The organism is Haloferula sp. BvORR071 (assembly GCF_000739615.1).
Taxonomy (GTDB): domain Bacteria; phylum Verrucomicrobiota; class Verrucomicrobiia; order Verrucomicrobiales; family Akkermansiaceae; genus Haloferula.
This window is the reverse complement of sequence record NZ_BATP01000007.1, coordinates 218,161-234,947: the sequence shown is the minus strand read 5'-3', so window position 1 is coordinate 234,947 and position 16,787 is coordinate 218,161. Positions and strand designations below refer to the sequence as shown.

Sequence of the window (16,787 nt, the reverse complement as noted above, 5' to 3'; positions counted from 1 at the left end):
CGAACTCCAAGCCCCCGGGTAGATACGGCTACGGGGGGGCTTCGTCCACACACGGCCTGTGCGGACTACTTTGCTTGCCCCGCCGCCGTGCTCCTGCGATGACGCCTTCCCGCCGATGATCCACACGCTCGACCTGATTCTGCCGCTCGAAGCTTCCGAAGATGAAGCGGCGTGGAAAGCCGCGGCGGCGAAGCAGCTCGGCCTGCCGCCCACCCGGGTCAGCGGGGTGCGCCTGCTCAAGCACTCGCTCGATGCCCGCCAGCGGGCCGTGAAAGTGCAAGTCCGCCTGGAGGTGGCGGTGGATGAGCCGCTGCCGGAAGAAGTCACGCCGACATGGACCGCGCCGCGGCTGCCCGCGAATGCCAAGACGATCGTGATCGTCGGCTGCGGTCCTGCCGGGATGTTCGCGGCCCTGCGTTGCTTGGAATTGGGCCTGAGGCCGATCGTGCTGGAGCGCGGCAAGGATGCCTCCGCGCGGCGCTTCGACCTCGCTCCGATCCTGCGCCAGGGGACGGTGATCGAGGACTCGAACTACTGCTTCGGCGAGGGCGGGGCCGGGACCTTTTCCGATGGCAAGCTCTACACCCGCGCAACCAAGCGCGGGCCGGTGGCGCGCGTGTATGAGATCCTGGTCGCACATGGCGCGCCGCAGCGGATCCTGACCGACGCCCATCCGCACATCGGCTCGAACCTTCTGCCGAACGTGGTGAAGGCGATGCGCGCCTCGATCCTCGAAGGGGGCGGGGAGGTCCGCTTCCAGACCAAGGTAAGCGATTTCCTGATGGAAGGGAACAAGCTCCGCGGGGTGGTGACGGCCACGGGCGAGGAGATCACCGGTGAGGCGGTAATCCTGGCGACCGGTCACAGCGCGCGTGATATCTACCGCCTACTCGCAGCGAAACATATCCTGTTAGAGCGCAAGCCCTTTGCGGTTGGCGTGCGGATCGAGCATCCCCAGCCCTTCATCGATGCCCAGCAGTACCACCTGAAGAAGGACGAGGAACGCCCCGAGCTCTTGCCCGCGGCACGCTACGCCGTAGCGACCAAGATCGACGACCGCGGGGTGCATTCCTTCTGCATGTGCCCGGGCGGTTTCATCGTGCCGGCCTCCACGGAGAATGACGAGGTGGTGGTCAATGGCATGAGCCTGGCGCGGCGCGACTCGCCCTTCGCGAACTCCGGGCTGGTGGTGACCGTCGAGCCGGAAGACACCGATTCCTTTGCGAAGGAGCACGGCATTTTGTCGGGCATCGCCTATCAAAAGGCCCTCGAGGTCGCGGCGAAGCAAGCGGGCGGCGGCGGCCAAGTGGCACCGGCTCAGCGCGTGGCGGACTTCCTCGCGGGCAAGATTTCGGCGGACCTGCCGAAGACGAGTTACTTCCCCGGAGGCAAGCCCGCGCCGCTGCATGAGATCATGCCCAAAGGCGTGGTCCAGCGCATGCAGACCGGCCTGAAGCTTTTCGATCGCAAGATCCGCGGCTATGCGGGGAAGGAAGCGCTACTTTTGGGTTTCGAGACCCGCACGAGTTCGCCGGTGCGGATCCCGCGCCGCGATGACTCCTTGGAGCATCCGGAGTTGCAGGGGCTCTATCCCTGCGGCGAAGGCGCAGGCTATGCCGGCGGCATCGTAAGCGCCGCGATGGACGGCATGCGCGTGGCCGAGGCGGTGGCGGGGTGATTTTATCCTCCTATCTTGTCCCCGGCGAATGAAGCCGCAGGCCCTCGGACTGCTGCGATTATTTGCAGCTTTCGAGTGCAGGGTGGGGCCGGCTTTCCAGAGGGAAATGAATCAGCCCTCGGAGCGTTCGCTTGCGCAAGCGTGGGATGTCGGCCTGACAAGAGACTTCGATAGCCGGAAGGATTGCCACGGCGCGAGGGACCGCGGAGCCACGGCTAGCGTGGTGGCGCGGAGCCCAAGTGATTCGCGGGGATGCTTTGTTACAAACTGGACATAAGGTCCGGCGCTGGCGGAGCGGGCGGGCTGATTCACTCCGACCGAGAGGGCGCACCGTAAGATGCATTCAAAAGCTGCGGATCACCGCAGCAGTCCGAGGGCGGCTTTGCCGCTGTTAGGGAGCGGGGACCTTCCGGGAAAAGAGGCCTCCGCTTTCCAACCGAGCATCTCCTCCGCCTTCCTCACATCCGCCAAGGTCGCGGGCACATCCGCCGGATGCGCCGGGCCATAGTGGACCTTCGTCTTCATCCCTGTCCACGCCTCCGCGGCGCGTAGCATCTCATTCACGGAGTGACTTCTACCGGTCCCGACGTTGAACACCTCGAAGCCTCGCCCATTCCAAGCTAGCGCCGCCTCAATCGCCCGCGCCACATCCGAGACATGCGTGAGATCTCGCCGCTGGCTGCCGTCGCCATGGATGGTAATGGCTTCTCCTTCGAGGATCTTCCGGCGGAATGACTCCAGCGCTAGATCCGGCCTCTGCCCCGGTCCCCACACCGCAAAGAAGCGCAAGGCGATGAAATCGATGCCGTGCTTCTCCGCGAACAGCTGCCCCCATTCCTCGCCTTGGAGCTTGGTAATGGCATAGGGGCTGCACGGGTTGAGCTGGTCGTCTTCCTTGCTTGGCCTGCCGGCAGTGGGGCCATAGACGCTGGACGAGGATGCGAAGATGAAGCGCCGCAGGCCGCGCTTACGGGCATGCTCTAACAAACGGATCGTCGCCCCGAGATTGGTGTCGAGATAGTCGAGCGGCCGCTCCATGGAAGGGCGCACTCCGCCGAGGGCTGCAAGGTGGACGACGTGGGGGAGCTCGTCGTCGGGTAGCTTCCCGTGGCGAAGATCGCAGTCGATCATCTTCACTCCAGCCGGATGAGGCTCCGGCGGAGGCCGCAGGTCGAGAGCGGTGATGGCGTGGCCCACCGCAGCCAGGTGGCGCGCCACCTGGCTGCCGATGAAGCCGGAGGCTCCAGTTACCAGAACTCTGTTTCGCTCAGCTTGCATCTGGAACCAAGAGTTTCAGGTAATCCTCCGTCATTCGCTCCAAAGTGAAGTGTCGGCGTATATGCTCGCGCGCCGCCTCGCTCATCGCATCGCGGCGAGCTGGATCGCGGGTGATCTCCACCATGGCCTTGGCCAAGGCTGGGACATCGCGCTTCGGAATGAAGAAGCCGTTCACTCCATCCACGACCTGCTCGGAAGCTCCGCCGACATCCGTGGCGATCACCGGTAGTCCGGAAGCCAGTGCTTCCAGCGAGGCATTCGGGCAGCCCGCGGGATCGGAGATCATCACGAAGACATCGCAGCCAGCATGGAAGGCACCGATGTCTTGAGTCTCGCCGATCCATTCGACGGGCAATCCTTCCGCCAGCTTGCGCAGTTCCGCCGCACAAGACTCCGCACCGGTCTCGACGCCACCGGCGATCCGCAGGACACATGGCGGCAGATCGGGCAAGGCGAGGCGGAAAGCTTGGATCAATTCGTCCAGCCGCTTTTGCGGACTGACGCGAGCAGCGGTGCCGAAGACGAAAGCACCTTCCACCTGTGCCCGCCGCCGTGGCTGGTCCGGCAGGATCACGCCATTCGGGATCACCTGTACGCGTGCGCCGATGGCCGCGGCACGTTCTGCTTCCGCCGAATACTTCACCGTGAAGCACTCTAATAGGCGTCCGTAATCGGAGGGCACGCGGCAGGGCAAGCCGGGCGGCGGGTTCTCCATCGTCTTCTCGAAGGAGCTGAACCACATCTCACCCGGCGAGATATCGTGAACCTTCGCGAAGGGGAGCGAGTCCGCGAGCAAGAGCTTGTGGCTGGTGATCGCATTCCAGAACACCACCGTCGCCGCTGGATCGCTGGCCATCTCTTCCAAGATCAGATCCACTCCTTCGCGCGCATCGATCAAGCCCGCCGGCGGAGGCACGAAGACCCCGATCCCATGCTCTAACAAATCCAGCCGGCCCGGCGTGGGGTGCTCCGGATACTCCTGCAAGAGGGCCACGCGCACTCGGATCCCGCGGGCGTGGAAGGACTTCGCCAAACGCCGCAAGGAAGACTGCGCCCCGCCCATGCTCAGATTGTTGCTGACGAACCAGAGGGTAGTGGCGGGGGCCGAGCGACAGGCAGCCTGCTTGGCGAAGCGGGCCACGCGTTCCGCCATGCGGCTGGTGGTGAAGTCGCGCCAGACCAGCTTGTGGGCGGAGGGCGGGGGATCGAGCAGAGCATCCGCCAGCGCCTTCGCGAAGTTCTCGGGCGAGGCATCGGCATCCCGCAAGCTCAGCGCCGGATTTCGCCAGGCCAGCTCACGGGTTCCTCCTGTATCGCAAGCAATCACCGGACGCCCGGAAGACAGCGCCTCCAGATGGGCGAGGCTCAGGCCCTCATGGGCGCTGCAAGAGATCATGGCGTGGCAGTTCGCGAGCACCTCACGGACGGGAACAGCCCCCTCGGTCCAAGTGAGATCCACGCCATGCTTCGCCGCCTCTCGATCCACATCGGCCCGGCTGCTCATGGCATCGGCCAAACGTGAGGATGTTTCCCCGGCGATCACCAGCTTCACCGGCTTCCGCACACCCCGCGCCACGAGTTCCGCGGCAGTCGCGGCGACGATGGCGGGCAGCAGTTCGAGTCGCTTCTGCGGCCGCGGATTCGCCACACAGGCCAGAGTGAAGCTATCCTCGGAAGAAGGCAGGGGGGTCTCCGGAAACTCTTCCGGACGGATGCCATTCCAAACAGTGCGCACAGGCAGGCCCAGCAAGGCTTCGCGGATTTCCGCCTCCACCGCCTGCGAGCAGGCAAGCTGCAGGGTGAGATCGGCCGCTTGAAGGCCATCCCATCCATTCGGCCAGCCCTTGCGGGAGTTGTGGACGGTAGCGATCACGGGAATCCCGGACTTCGCCAAGACGCGGGTCTCCTCGGCATCGGTGAGGTGGAGGTGAAGGACATCGGCACCGCGGGCGATGGCAGCCTTGGTCAGGATCCCGGCGCGTTCACGCCGCGAATGACTCGAGAGATCCAGCAATTCTCCACGGGTTTCCAGCAAGCGCCGGTGGCCCTTGCCAAGAACCACCAACTGGACCGCTAGGCCCAGCCTCGGCAACTCCTCCGCCAGATCGCGCGCGATCTTCTCCGCGCCACCGTGCTGGAGGCTGGTGACGATCTGATAGACCGAGAGCCGCTCATCGGTGGCGGCGAGATCCAGCGCCGGCCAGTGGATCACGCGGGTGCCCGCTGGCAGCGGCTCGCCGCGCAAGCGGAGCTGGGCCGTAGCCGCAGAAGAGTGCCACTCGCAGAGAGTCGACGGAAGCTCCGCAGGATAGCAGCCTCCGTGACGGGCGTGGAGTTCCAACCATTCCGCGTGGCGTTCGGGACGGCTTGCGGGAAGACCGATGGCCACGAGGTCCTTGCCGGGCGCGAGCGGCGGCAGGCGCAGCAAGTCCGGCGAGCCTAGTGCTTCTCCGGCGCGCAGGAGCAGGCAGGGACTATCCGGGAGTTCGCCCTCATGGATTGCGAAGCCGGCGGCCTCCAAGCTTCTACGGCTGCGCGCGGCCAGCCAAGGCTTGCGTGGATCAGCACCGAGAATGGCGGCCGACAGGTGTGCCACTTCTGAGCTGGCCGGATGACCGGAAAATGATCTCGAGCGGGACATCGCGCTTCACTTAGTAAGCGGAGGGCCGGGTCGGCGGGACACTGCGGCGGCGGTCGTCGTCGTCATCGCGGTCGCGATAGCCTGTGGTCGGAATCGCGGGCCCGCCGAAGAGGCCGGGTTCCACCGTATTGGTCGGATCGTTGCCCGCCAGCACGCTGATCGAATCCGGCTCTCTACCGGTGTAGATGAACTGCCCCTCGGCACCCGGCCGATAAAGGATCTCCTGCACCATGGCCACCCCCGCCACCATGTAGCGGAGCTTGAGCGCGGTGCCCTCCGGCCAGTCGCCCTGGATCCAGAAGCCGTCATCGCCCTTGCGGATCGGTGCGGACGAGAAGGCCCTCGGCGGTGGCGTAGGATGTAGGAAGCGGTCGGCCGGGTTGCCCGCGCTGGCGGAAATATTCCTTCGCTTCACGACCGCGAAGACGATCGCGATGATGACTCCCACTGGGAGCAGGAAGCAGAGCAAGCCTCCCAGCAGAGTGCCGATCGGCGAACGGGAGACCGCCGGGGCTGATTCGTGATGGGTCGCTGGCGGCGTTGTCACCGGCGGGGCGGGAGTCACGGGGGCAGGTCGGCTCGATTCCACCTCCACTGGCGGCGTGGGCGGCGGTGGTGGTGGCGTCACCTTGGCTGGAGCGGGGGCTTCCGCGGAACAGAGAATACGGAAGCCGATATCGGCATTGCGGCTGCGGGGATCGGCGCGGTAGCGGGCGGCACTGCGGGTATTGCTGGCACCGCGGATCCACGAGCCGCCGCGCAAGATCCGCCGCGGCTTATCGCTGAGATTCTGATTCTGCTGCAGCGGATCGGTGGCGGCCCCTGCGGGGTAGGGGCCATACCAGTCGAGGCACCATTCGGAGACATTGCCGCCGATTACCAGACCCCAGGGATTGGGAGTTCTGGAATCTGCCGGGCGGGTGCCGTTGCCCGCATTGTCCTTGTGCCAAGCCGTCGCGAAGGCATCGAGGCCCCGGAATGGGCCCGGGGTACCTGCGCGGCAGGCGTATTCCCACTGGGCTTCGGTCGGGAGGCTCACCTTGCGGCCGGATTTCTTCTCCAGCCAGGCGCAGAAAGCCTGTGCATCGGGAAAGGTCACCAGGCAGACCGGGTGCTCCGGCGTCTGGGCAAAGCCGGGATTCCGCCAGGTGAACTCCTTGCGCTGCTCCAGGCCACTGCCGGTCCAGCCGTAGCCACCGCTGGTTCCGCCCTCCGCTTCGGTCATATAGTGGGTCTCGGCGATGAAGCGTTCCCACTGCGCGCGGGTGACCGCGGTCCGGCCAAAGTAAAACTGCTTGGAAATGGTGACCTGGCGCTGGGTTTCGTCGGAGGCCCGGCCCGCCTCGTTAGCGGGCGAGCCCTGCGTGAAGTTGCCAGCGGGGATCAGCACCAGGTCAAGCCCCACGCCGCCCCCGAGATCCAGTTTCAGCGTGGGTTCCGCGGCGGAGCAAAGGGATGTGAGGAAGCAGAAGGCGAGGCCGCAGAGGAGTGCTTTCATCGGGGTAAGTTAGAGACGGAGAGGCAAGCGGCAACCATACACGTCCACGCTCGCAACGGTTGTATGAAATCCAGCGCAATTTCCAGTGCTGCCCCTGCGGGACGCTGTGTCTTGGGGCGGCGGGCAAGGCTACGGTTTCCAGCGTCCTGCTAAAACTTCCTTATATCTTTTCGAAGGCGGGGAAGTTGGATCGTGAGGCAGCGATCCCTCCGGGGTGGGACGGTCCGTCCGCCGCGCAGGATTTCCCGGGAAAACCCGGGGAAGGGGCCCGGAAACGGACCCCGAAAAAAAAGAAGAAATTCTGAAACAAAAACCCGGCTGGTGACGTTATATAGGTGTAAGGCAACTGCGAGGGTCACCTCGCTAACTTATAACAAAGATCTTGTCAGGGAGTTCGCGCTTCCGGCAGGTGGCCCGGCCGGTGGTTCTTTAGGTTTTTGGGTTTTTCCTAAGGAATACCGGTCGGGCTTCTTTTTGTACTCATAGGGCGCTTTGAGCCCTGCGAGATTCGTCCGATCCGGCTGATCCGACCAATTGATTCTAGGGAAGATGCGCCCAAATCCTAAGCGCCCCACCCCACAAAAGAAAGACCCGCCGGGTCGTCGGGGGGAACGAAGCGGCGGGTATCAGGGGGATTGGTTTCTCTGGGGAGTAGCTTCGGCCTTGGGGGGGCTGGCGTCGGCTTCGGGAATAGTCATGGCCGATTTTGCGGCGCTCGGGAATGCCGTGATGGCGTGCGTCGGGATTTCCGTAGGGGCGGGGAAACCCGTTGAAAATCAGGATACGTATCCCCGGATGCGGGGAAATTCCCGCCCTCCCTTTACAAAGTAGAGACCCTCTGGCATCCCTCCGCCGCCATGTCCGACTTGCCCAAAGCCTACGAACCCCAAGCGGTGGAAGCCAAATGGTACGCTGCCTGGATCGAAGGAAAATGCTTCGAGGCCGATCCCGCCTCGGAAAAGCCCGCGTACTCGATCGTCATCCCGCCGCCGAACGTGACGGGCATTTTGCACCTCGGACACGTCCTGAATAATACCATCCAGGACATTCTGGCCCGCCGTGCCCGCCAAGAGGGCAAGGAAGTGCTGTGGCTGCCCGGCACCGACCACGCCGGCATCGCCACCCAGGCGAAGGTGGAGCGCGAACTCCGCGAAAAGGAAAAGCTCACCCGCCGCGATCTGGGCCGGGACGAGTTCCTGAAGCGGGTGTGGGATTTCAAGGAGAAGCACGGCAGCATCATCATCAGCCAGCTCAAGCGCCTCGGCTGCTCCTGCGATTGGTCGCGCGAGCGCTTCACCATGGACCCCGCTTACACGAAGTGGGTGAGCCACGTGTTCGTGGAGCTGTTCAAGGAGGGGCTCATCTACCGCGGCAAGCGCATCGTGAACTGGTGCCCGGTGTCACTCACCGCGCTCTCTGATGAGGAGGTGATCATGAAGCCGCAGCGCTCGAAGCTGTACTTCATGAAGTATGAGCTCACCGATGCTCCCGGCGAGTTCCTGGAAATTTCCACCACCCGCCCCGAGACCCTGATGGGCGACGTGGCCGTGGCCGTGAACCCGAAGGACCCGCGCTTTGCGAAGTATGTGGGCCGTACGGTGTATCGTCCCTTCCCGCACGCCGCGATCCCGGTGATCGCGGACGAGCACGTGGACATCGAGTTCGGCACCGGCGCGCTGAAGATCACCCCCGCGCACGACAAGGCGGACTTCGAGATCGGCATCCGCCACAATCTTGAGATCATTGATGTGCTCACGCCGGACGCGCACATCAACTGCCCCGAGGTGGCTGACCTGCACGGGCTCGACCGCTTCGTGGCGCGCAAGAAGGCCGCGGCCAAGCTCGAGGAGATGGGCCTGCTCATTAAGGTGGAGGAATACGACAACAACGTCGGCTTCTCCGAGCGTGCCGATGTGCCGATTGAGCCGCGCATCTCGATGCAGTGGTTCCTCAAGTACCCCTGCGTGAAGGAGGCTGCCGATGCCGTGGCGAATGGCGATATCGCCTTCCGCCCCGAGCGCTGGGCGAAGACTTATGCCCACTGGATGGAGAATCTGCAGGACTGGTGCATCAGCCGCCAGCTCTGGTGGGGCCACCAGATCCCGGTGTGGTATCGCAAGGAGAAGCTCGATGCGCTCAAGAACGCCGAGTCGCTCGACATGGCCGACCTCCAGTCCGGCGACATCCACGTCGGCACCGAGGCTCCGTCCGACGATGCCAACTGGGTGCGCGACGAGGACGTGATGGACACTTGGTTCAGCTCCTGGCTCTGGCCCTTCGCAACCATGGCAGACGTGGGCGAGGAGACACCGACGCTCAAGAAATTCTATCCGACCACCGACTTGGTGACCGGGCCGGACATCATCTTCTTCTGGGTGGCGCGCATGATCATGGCGGGCTTCCGCTTCGAAGGAGAGTTGCCCTTCAAGAACGTGTTCTTCACCTCGCTGATCCGCGACAAGCAGGGCCGCAAGCTCTCGAAGTCGCTCGGCAACTCACCGGACCCGATCGAGCTGATGGACAGGTATGGCTCGGACGGCCTGCGCTTCGGCCTGATGCGGATCGCGCCGCTGGGCTCGGACATGCGCTACGACGAGGAGCAGATCGAGGGCGGCCGCAACTTCGCCAACAAGCTCTACAATGCCTGCCGTTTCCGCCAGATGGGCGGCTTCGTGGAATTGTCCGACTCCGATTCGGAGGAGGACGAGGACCTGGTGGGCATGGCGAGCTGCTTCCACATCGACATCCTCGCCAAGCTCGACGAACTGGCTGCCGACCTGACCCGCATCTATGCCGACTATCGCTTCGGCGAGATCGCGCAGCGCCTCTACGAATTCCTGTGGAGCGAGTTCTGCGACAAGTTCCTGGAAGCGGTAAAGGGCGACATGCGCGAGACCGCCACGCCGGAAGCCCGCGCTACTACGCTTGCGGTGATCGATACCGTGTTGAGCCGCTACCTGCAGTTGCTGCATCCCTACATGCCGCACCTGACTGAGGAGCTCTCGCTGAACATGGGCTACATCTACGAAGGTGAGTTCCTGATGCAGGCCGAGCTTCCTGAAGAGCCGGTGCTGGCTGGGCTCTCGGCAGAGGACATTTCCACCGAACAATCGAAAGCCGCCGCGATCTACGAGACCGCCGGACGCCTGCGCAACCTGAAGACCGAGTACAACGTGGCGACCCGCCGCGACGTGAAATTCGTGGTGAAGGGGGCCGCCGAGTGGCTGGATGAGCAGAAGCAAGTTCTCGCCCAGCTCGTCGGGGCAGGGGAGATCGCGCTGGATTCGGCCTACGAGGCGCCGAAGGGCACGCCGGTGTCGCTGACACCGGTGGGCGAGATTTACCTGCCGCTCGAAGGGCTGGTCGACGTGGAGGCTGAGAAGGTCCGCCTGACCCGGGAAATCGCCAAGTTGGAGCAGGAAAAGACCCGCAGCGAAGCCAAGCTCGGCAACGAGAGCTTCATCGCCCGCGCCCCCGCTGAGGTGGTGGTTCAGGAGAAGGCCCGCCTGGCCGAATGGGACACCAAACTGGCCCAGCTCCGGGAGATGCTGCAGGGGCTCGGATGATGCCTTGCATCCTGCATTCCAATCCTTAATCTAGCTTCGTCGCTCGCAGAATGTCGGAACTGCTCACCATCGAAGGCATCGATTCAGATGAAGTTGAATTGTTGGAAGCCACCGGGTGGACGGATCTGAACGCGGTCGCACGGGCCAATGTGGATGTGCTGCTGCGGGAGGTGACCAAGGCCAACGACATGCTGCGGATCGTGGCGCGCGCGCCCGAACGCAAGAAGGTCGAGCGCTGGGTCGCCTCTGCGGCCAAGCTGCTGGATCACCCGCGTGGTGGTCGCGCCAAGGCTGCGGAGAGCGTAAAGCCGACGGTGACCGTCGTGGAGGAAGGGGGCGCTCCGGCGCTCTCCCTGGTGGTCGACGAGAGTGAGGAAGTGCTGCCGGTTCCGCTGGCGGGACCGGTGAATTTCGAGGCGGACCCCGAAGTGCTGGTGATGCTGGCCGCGGCTCCGGTGGCGGTGCCGATTCCTGCCCGCATGCTTGCAGAGCAGGGGATCTCGCCCTCTGAGATCGCGATCGCCCCGGTGCTCAACCGTGCCGAGGGTGATCTCGACGTCCGGGTCGCGGTGATGCCTTCCGCGGATAGCCCGCACGAGGCTCACATTCCGGATGCCCCGCAGGGCAGCCGCCGCGTCCAAAGCAGTAGCTCCGTCCAGCTTGGCGATGCCACCGCTCCGATCGGTCGCCGCGGAATTGACCCTTCGCGGGTCCGCACGATCGAAGAAGCCCAAGGCGATGTCCCGCCGCCGCGCGCTTCCTCCAGCCGGGCAGGGATGGAAGACGAGCGAATCGCCCTGCTGCGTTCCCCGCGCCCGGAAACCAACAAGGGCCGCAATCCAAACTCACGCTTCTTTATCCGTGGCGTGCTCCACGACCAACCGCTCAAGGTCTGGTTCGGCGGGCTCTTTGCGGTGCTGCTGCAGATCTCCATCCCGCTCGCGATCATCGCCGCGCCGCTGCTGATTCTACACGATGAGAAGCCGGAGCAATTCGCGTGGGTCCCGAAGTGGATCATCGCCTTTCCTTTGGCCGTACCGATCCTCGGTCTGCTCTATGCCCTCGTCAGCGCCCGCGCCAAGTGCCGCGTCTGCGCCCAGCGGATCTACGTGCCGAAGCATTGCTTGAAGAACCGGAAGGCGCACCACTTGCCCATGCTGGGATTCATTGGCGCGCTGGCTCTGCACGTAATCACCTTCAAGTGGTTCAACTGCACCTTCTGCGGGACTTCGATCCGGATTAAGAAGTAGGCTGCTGAAATGCTTCGCTCGATCGCCCACATTTTGCAGAAGTCAGGGTGGGTGGCGATCTTTGTGGCGCTGGCGTATGTCTATACCAGGTCGCTGGATACGATCAGCGACAAGCCGGACCCCAACGGGCCTTTGTATTTATTGGTGCCGTTTGTGGTTTTCGTCCTCGTCCTTGGATACGGGGCATTTCTCCGCGGGAAGAACTCGCGCCGGAGGAATCTCTGCTTGTGGCTCCTCGGTGCTGCCTTCCTGCTAACGATGCCGAGGCTGCTGCATTTCCAGGACATCTACTGGAAGAGCATTGAGGCCTCCTTCGTCCCCAAGCTTGATTGGGGTGAGCTGCTTCCGACGATCGGAAGCTTTTACAGCTACGTGACCAAGTTCTGGGCACCTGCCGCCGGCGGTCTCTCGGCCATCGCTTTTGTGATTTCGATTTTCGAAGACGATCCGCTGCGCGGTGATTCGGAGCGCGGAGTGAAGCAGGATTAGCGGCCCTGTGGAGGGCGGACACTCCTGTCCGCCTATGGGGTGAGATGAAGGCTTCTTGGAGAATGCCGGAATGGGCCAAACGTCCCCGTTCGTAAGCGGACAAGAGTGTCCGCTCTCCACAGGCCTCACTCCTTCGCCTTCGTATCAACCACGATCGTCACTGGCCCGTTATTCACCAGAGACACCTTCATGTCCGCGGCGAAACGCCCGCGTCCCACCGGCTTGCCCATCTCCGCGGACAAGGCCTCGCAGAACTGCCGGTAGAGCGGCTCGGAGATCTCCGGCCGCGCCGCGCGGATGAAGGAGGGCCGGTTGCCCTTCTTCGTCGATGCATGCAACGTGAACTGGCTGACCACGATCGCCTCGCCGCCACAATCGACGACGGAAAGATTCATCAAGGCCGCCTCATCCCCGAAGATCCGCATTCGTGCGATCTTCGGCGCGAGCCAAGCGACATCCTCCGCGCTGTCGCCATCCTCGATCCCTAGCAGGATCATCAAGCCCGTGCCGATGGAGGCGACGGTTTCCCCATCGATCACGACCGAGGAAGAAGAGACGCGTTGGATGACGGCGCGCATGGAGTCAATACACCGGCACGCTCGGATCCACCTCCGCGGACCAGCGGTCAATCCCGCCGCTCATCGACCACACTTCATTCAGCCCGCGCTGCTTCCAGTAGCTAGCGGCGCGCAAGGAACGCATGCCGTGGTGGCAATAGAGGATCGTCGGCTTCTCCGGCACCGCGGCTTCGGCGAAGCGGGTGAGGGGAACCAGGCGCGCGCCTTCGATGCGGTTGAAGCGCCACTCATCGTCCTCGCGGCAATCGATCAGCTCAATCTCGCCGCGTTGGATCGCCGGCAGCAGTTCGGACACCTGCGCCGGTGTGAGTTCCATGCCCGCATCCGGGTCTGGCAGGCCGTTCATCGCTCGACGATGACCGGCGTTCCGACCTCCGCGTTCTGGAAGAACTTCTTGGCCATACCGTCGGGCATCCGCACGCAGCCGTGGGAGGCGGCATAGCCCGGCAGGTAGCCGGTGTGCATGCCCACGCCCGGCGCGAACTGCAGGAAGTTGAACATCGGCGCGCCTTCGTAGTAGCAGCCCGGCGGCACCGGTTCGTTCTGGGCCTCGGCGTCGTCATCCACCACCCGGTTGGTGCCCTTCTCCTTGAACATACCGTAGCTGGAGGAGCGGTGGTCGATGTCCTTGAGCTGGACCTTGTAGTTGCCGGAGGGCGTGATGCGGCCTTCCTTGCCGGTCGAAATCTTCGAGACACCGGCCAGAACCCCGCCCTTGTAGAAGAAGGCCTTCTGCTGGGTCAGGTTGATCTTGATCATCGCCGGGCCGGTCAGCTGGTCGCCGTCCCAGTAGGAAACGTCATCCGGGATCGGGCTCGATTTCCAGTCATGCTCGCGCTTGCCGCTGAAGCCCGCCATGTAGTGGTTCTCGCCGCGAATATTCGTGACGCCGTCGAGGCTTCCACAAGAGGCGGCGACAAGGGGCAGGAGCAGGATGGCAGGAAGATGGCGAGCTTTCATGTCTTTCAGATGCGCGGATCATAAACCCATGGTGGGCAATGGGTCAACCCCGTTAGAGTCGAAATGCTGTTTTTTCTGCATTTTGTCCGGATGACCCCGCTATTGCGCCCCGCCCGGGCCGTGCTATGGATGCGCCGCCCGACCCTGCCTGACCCATGCCGAACTACGATTACCTCTGCCAGACCTGCGGCCATCGCTTTGAAGTTTTCCAAAGCATGAACGACGCGAAGCTGGAGGACTGCCCGCAGCCCGGCTGCGAGGGCAAGGTGAAGCGCCTGCTGGGCACCGGTGCCGGCCTGATTTTCAAGGGCGCAGGCTTTTACCAGACGGATTACCGCTCCAGCTCCTATCAGCAGGGCGCGAAGCAGGACAGTGCGGCCTCGAAACCGGCGGAATCCACTTCGTCCACGCCGGCCCCGGCTCCGGCGGCCTCCCCCACGCCTGCGAAAAGCGGCGATTGAGCGCTCTTCCCAAACGCGGGCGGGTTTGCTACGCCCTCCCCGCACATGGCTGAAGAGAGACAGGATCCCCCGAAACCGCGCGGCAGTTGCCTCGGCAAGCTCGCCTCCTTGTTCACCTTCGCCGGGGTGCTCGGACTGGGCGTAGCGGTGTTTTACATCACCCAGCCCCAGGACCTCTCCGACCTCAAGGGAACCTCGCCAGCAGCCGGGACTGCCCGCACCCGCGATCTGCACCAAGTGCTCAAGAATGCGGTGCACCAGAGTTTCCCGCTCAACCTCACCGAGGAAGAGATCAACCTCTACCTCAAGCAGTCGCTCCAGGCCAAGCAAGGCGGAGCGCTGGAGAAGTTCGTGACTCTGGACGACGTCCGCGTGCGCTTGGAGAAGGGCATGGCGGAAGTCATCATCGTCCGCTCTGTGATGGGTCGGCCGCTGACCACCTCGATGTACTTCCGGGTGGAGCAGAATGTGGCGCTTAACGACCAGGCGAGCACCGACATCATCCGGGACGGCGGGACCCTTTTCCCCATGATCCCGGACACCCAGATTGCGCATCGGGTGGCCAAGGGCGGACGCTTCGGTCAATTGGTGGTGCCGGCTGGTTTCGTGAAGGTGCTGGCACTGCCTGCCTTTGAGAAGCTGGCGGATGCTTACAAGCCTGAGCTGGATATTGCCTTCACCCAGATGGCCCGGATCTCGATCGAAGATGGCAAGCTGGTGCTCGACCCGCGGCCGAATGGCTCGGCCCTGCCCGGAGCGGGCGAAAAATTCTGAACCACTCATTTATGGCCCGCTCCACCATCCGCCTCAGCCTGCTGCTTGCCGCCTCGGCCTGCATTGCGGCCGCGCAGCAAGCGCCGCCCAAGCCGGCCCCGCAGGTGACGGAGGAAGCGCCGCCTCCGGCGATCCCGGTAGAGGAGCCCGGGGAAGCGCCCCCGCCCGTTGCGGAGGTAGTGGAGGAGAGCCCGATCATCATCGAGCCCGGCGGGAATGTTCCGCGACCGGCCGCGAATGACCGCGTGGTCAGCCGCTCCGGGATGTTCCGCGTTACCGGCGGCGAAAGCGGCCAGCGCGGTTCCGTGGCGCTGCTGCTGGAGCAGACCAAGGACTACTTCGAGGCGCTGATGCGCAACAACACCGCCAAGCCAGGCGAGAAGCCGGATGACATTACCGGCATCGGTGCCCCCAAGGGGCAGATGGAGCAGTTCAAGATCCCGGTGGATGTGATCCTCGCGGACAAGCCGGTGCCGCGCGACGTCGCCTACGAAGTGGTGGTCACGCCCCATGCCTTCTTCCTGCGGATCCGCCTGCACCTCGCGCGCGGCCTGGATCATGAGTTGCTGGAGCGTGCCGCGCTCAATGTGCTGCTGTATGAGCGGGCGCTGCGGGACATGAAACCGGAGGCTTACGATGAGAATCCGGTCGTGCGTCCCTGGCTGGTGGAGGGCCTGATGGAGGCGGAGAAATGGCGCAGCAACCGCGCCGACCGCCGGATCTACGAGGGTGTCTTCCGCCAAGGCGGCGGCTTCACTCCTGACGAAATCTTCGAGCTGTCCGAGGGCAACTACCGTCGGCTCGACGGTGCCTCGAAGCTGTCCTTCCGCGCGCTTTCCGGTGCGCTGGTCATGGCCCTGCTGGAACAGCCAGATGGCCGCGACGCCTTCCGTTCCTTCTGCGGCGAGGCTGCGCGCTTCTCGGGTGAAATGCCGGTGCTGATGCGCAAGCACTTCCCGCAGCTCAACCTTTCCGCCAACAGCTTGGCCAAGTGGTGGCAGCTGCGGCTTGCCCAGATGACGAAGCCGGATCTCACCGAGGTGCTCTCCGTCACCAAGACCGAACTTGCCTTGGAGGAAGCCCTGAAGTTCCAGTTGCACGACGACCAGGGTAATCCGGTGATCAAGGATTTCGGAGCTTGGAAAGAAGTCTCCGCGCTCAAGGAGCCGGACCGGATCGAAGCCGTGCGCAATGCCGATGAGGCGCTGACGCGCTTGAGCTACCGCTGCTTCCCCTCTTACCGGGCGCTGCTGAACGAGTATCAGCTGATCCTGCGTGAGGTGATGTCCGGCAAGACGAACGAGAAGATCACGATGCAATTGGAGGATCTCACCACGCAACGCCAGATGCGGGTGCAGCGGGCCCAGCGGGCGCGCAACTACCTGGACTTCGTGGAAATCACCCAGGCCCGCGAGGTGAGCGGCCAATTCGACGACTACATGCGCCTGAAGGAGGAAATGGAACTCCGGCCGCGTGCCGAGCGCCACGACCGCGTGACCGGTACGCTCGATACGATGGACAAGGTCTTCGAACCGCGTCGCAAGCGCTAGAATCGGTCAAAATCCCCCCGGCGGCGGGCGGCTGGTTTGACAAGGGCCGAGGCCGCTCGGCAGG

Annotated in this window: 13 protein-coding genes; 7 read left to right on the top strand and 6 right to left on the bottom strand. The window is 63.9% G+C overall.

Translation table 11 applies throughout. The annotated features are described in order from the left end of the window. The first annotated feature begins 115 nt into the window (after nucleotides 1–115). A complete protein-coding gene (locus BV071_RS06275) occupies nucleotides 116–1,678 on the top strand; it encodes an FAD-dependent oxidoreductase (protein ID WP_035603534.1) in 1,563 nt (520 codons plus the stop codon). A gap of 357 nt (nucleotides 1,679–2,035) precedes the next feature. Here the strand turns inward: BV071_RS06275 and BV071_RS06270 are convergent, their stop codons facing one another. Genes BV071_RS06270 through BV071_RS32565 form a run of 3 tightly spaced genes read right to left on the bottom strand, consistent with a single transcriptional unit; the run spans nucleotide 2,036 to nucleotide 7,095 of the window. Further along, entirely contained in the window at nucleotides 2,036–2,956 is a 921-nt protein-coding gene (locus tag BV071_RS06270) for an NAD-dependent epimerase/dehydratase family protein (RefSeq protein WP_052572966.1), read from the bottom strand. Further along, the gene (locus BV071_RS06265) at nucleotides 2,946–5,552 is read right to left on the bottom strand and encodes a glycosyltransferase family 4 protein (protein ID WP_052572965.1); all 2,607 of its coding nucleotides are present in this window, start codon (nucleotides 5,550–5,552) and stop codon (nucleotides 2,946–2,948) included. The genes BV071_RS06270 and BV071_RS06265 overlap by 11 nt, the downstream gene beginning before the upstream one ends. A gap of 55 nt (nucleotides 5,553–5,607) precedes the next feature. Then, the gene (locus BV071_RS32565; RefSeq protein WP_052572964.1) at nucleotides 5,608–7,095 is read right to left on the bottom strand and encodes an SUMF1/EgtB/PvdO family nonheme iron enzyme; all 1,488 of its coding nucleotides are present in this window, start codon (nucleotides 7,093–7,095) and stop codon (nucleotides 5,608–5,610) included. Between the two features lie 857 nt (nucleotides 7,096–7,952). Here BV071_RS32565 and BV071_RS06255 point away from each other — a divergent pair. From BV071_RS06255 to BV071_RS06245, 3 genes are read left to right on the top strand one after another with little or no spacing between them, the layout of a single operon-like run. Continuing rightward, nucleotides 7,953–10,661 carry a valine--tRNA ligase gene (locus BV071_RS06255; protein ID WP_035603531.1) on the top strand — a complete coding sequence of 903 codons (2,709 nt, stop codon included), beginning with the start codon at nucleotides 7,953–7,955 and terminating at the stop codon, nucleotides 10,659–10,661. A gap of 50 nt (nucleotides 10,662–10,711) precedes the next feature. Continuing rightward, complete coding sequence (locus BV071_RS06250) at nucleotides 10,712–11,911, top strand: DUF4332 domain-containing protein (RefSeq protein WP_035603528.1); 1,200 nt, start codon at nucleotides 10,712–10,714, stop codon at nucleotides 11,909–11,911. Between the two features lie 9 nt (nucleotides 11,912–11,920). Beyond that, nucleotides 11,921–12,400, top strand: coding sequence for a hypothetical protein (locus BV071_RS06245; RefSeq protein ID WP_035603525.1), 480 nt, complete (start codon nucleotides 11,921–11,923; stop codon nucleotides 12,398–12,400). 125 nt (nucleotides 12,401–12,525) lie between these two features. Here the strand turns inward: BV071_RS06245 and dtd are convergent, their stop codons facing one another. From dtd to BV071_RS06230, 3 genes are read right to left on the bottom strand one after another with little or no spacing between them, the layout of a single operon-like run. Further along, nucleotides 12,526–12,978: a D-aminoacyl-tRNA deacylase gene (gene dtd / locus BV071_RS06240; RefSeq protein WP_035603521.1), complete on the bottom strand. Its 453-nt coding sequence runs from the start codon at nucleotides 12,976–12,978 to the stop codon at nucleotides 12,526–12,528. 4 nt (nucleotides 12,979–12,982) lie between these two features. After that, the gene (locus BV071_RS06235; RefSeq protein ID WP_052572963.1) at nucleotides 12,983–13,324 is read right to left on the bottom strand and encodes a rhodanese-like domain-containing protein; all 342 of its coding nucleotides are present in this window, start codon (nucleotides 13,322–13,324) and stop codon (nucleotides 12,983–12,985) included. Further along, the gene (locus BV071_RS06230; protein WP_035603520.1) at nucleotides 13,321–13,938 is read right to left on the bottom strand and encodes a L,D-transpeptidase family protein; all 618 of its coding nucleotides are present in this window, start codon (nucleotides 13,936–13,938) and stop codon (nucleotides 13,321–13,323) included. The genes BV071_RS06235 and BV071_RS06230 overlap by 4 nt, the downstream gene beginning before the upstream one ends. A 155-nt stretch (nucleotides 13,939–14,093) precedes the next feature. On the opposite strand from BV071_RS06230, the gene BV071_RS06225 reads away from it, so the two are divergent. The 3 genes from BV071_RS06225 to BV071_RS06215 are packed head-to-tail and all read left to right on the top strand — an operon-like array spanning nucleotide 14,094 to nucleotide 16,723. After that, on the top strand, nucleotides 14,094–14,399 hold the full coding sequence (locus BV071_RS06225) for an FmdB family zinc ribbon protein (RefSeq protein ID WP_035603517.1): 306 nt from the start codon (nucleotides 14,094–14,096) through the stop codon (nucleotides 14,397–14,399). Between the two features lie 45 nt (nucleotides 14,400–14,444). Further along, on the top strand, nucleotides 14,445–15,173 hold the full coding sequence (locus tag BV071_RS06220) for a hypothetical protein (RefSeq protein WP_035603514.1): 729 nt from the start codon (nucleotides 14,445–14,447) through the stop codon (nucleotides 15,171–15,173). Between the two features lie 11 nt (nucleotides 15,174–15,184). Beyond that, entirely contained in the window at nucleotides 15,185–16,723 is a 1,539-nt protein-coding gene (locus BV071_RS06215; protein WP_035603512.1) for a hypothetical protein, read from the top strand. Nucleotides 16,724–16,787: the final 64 nt, after the last annotated feature.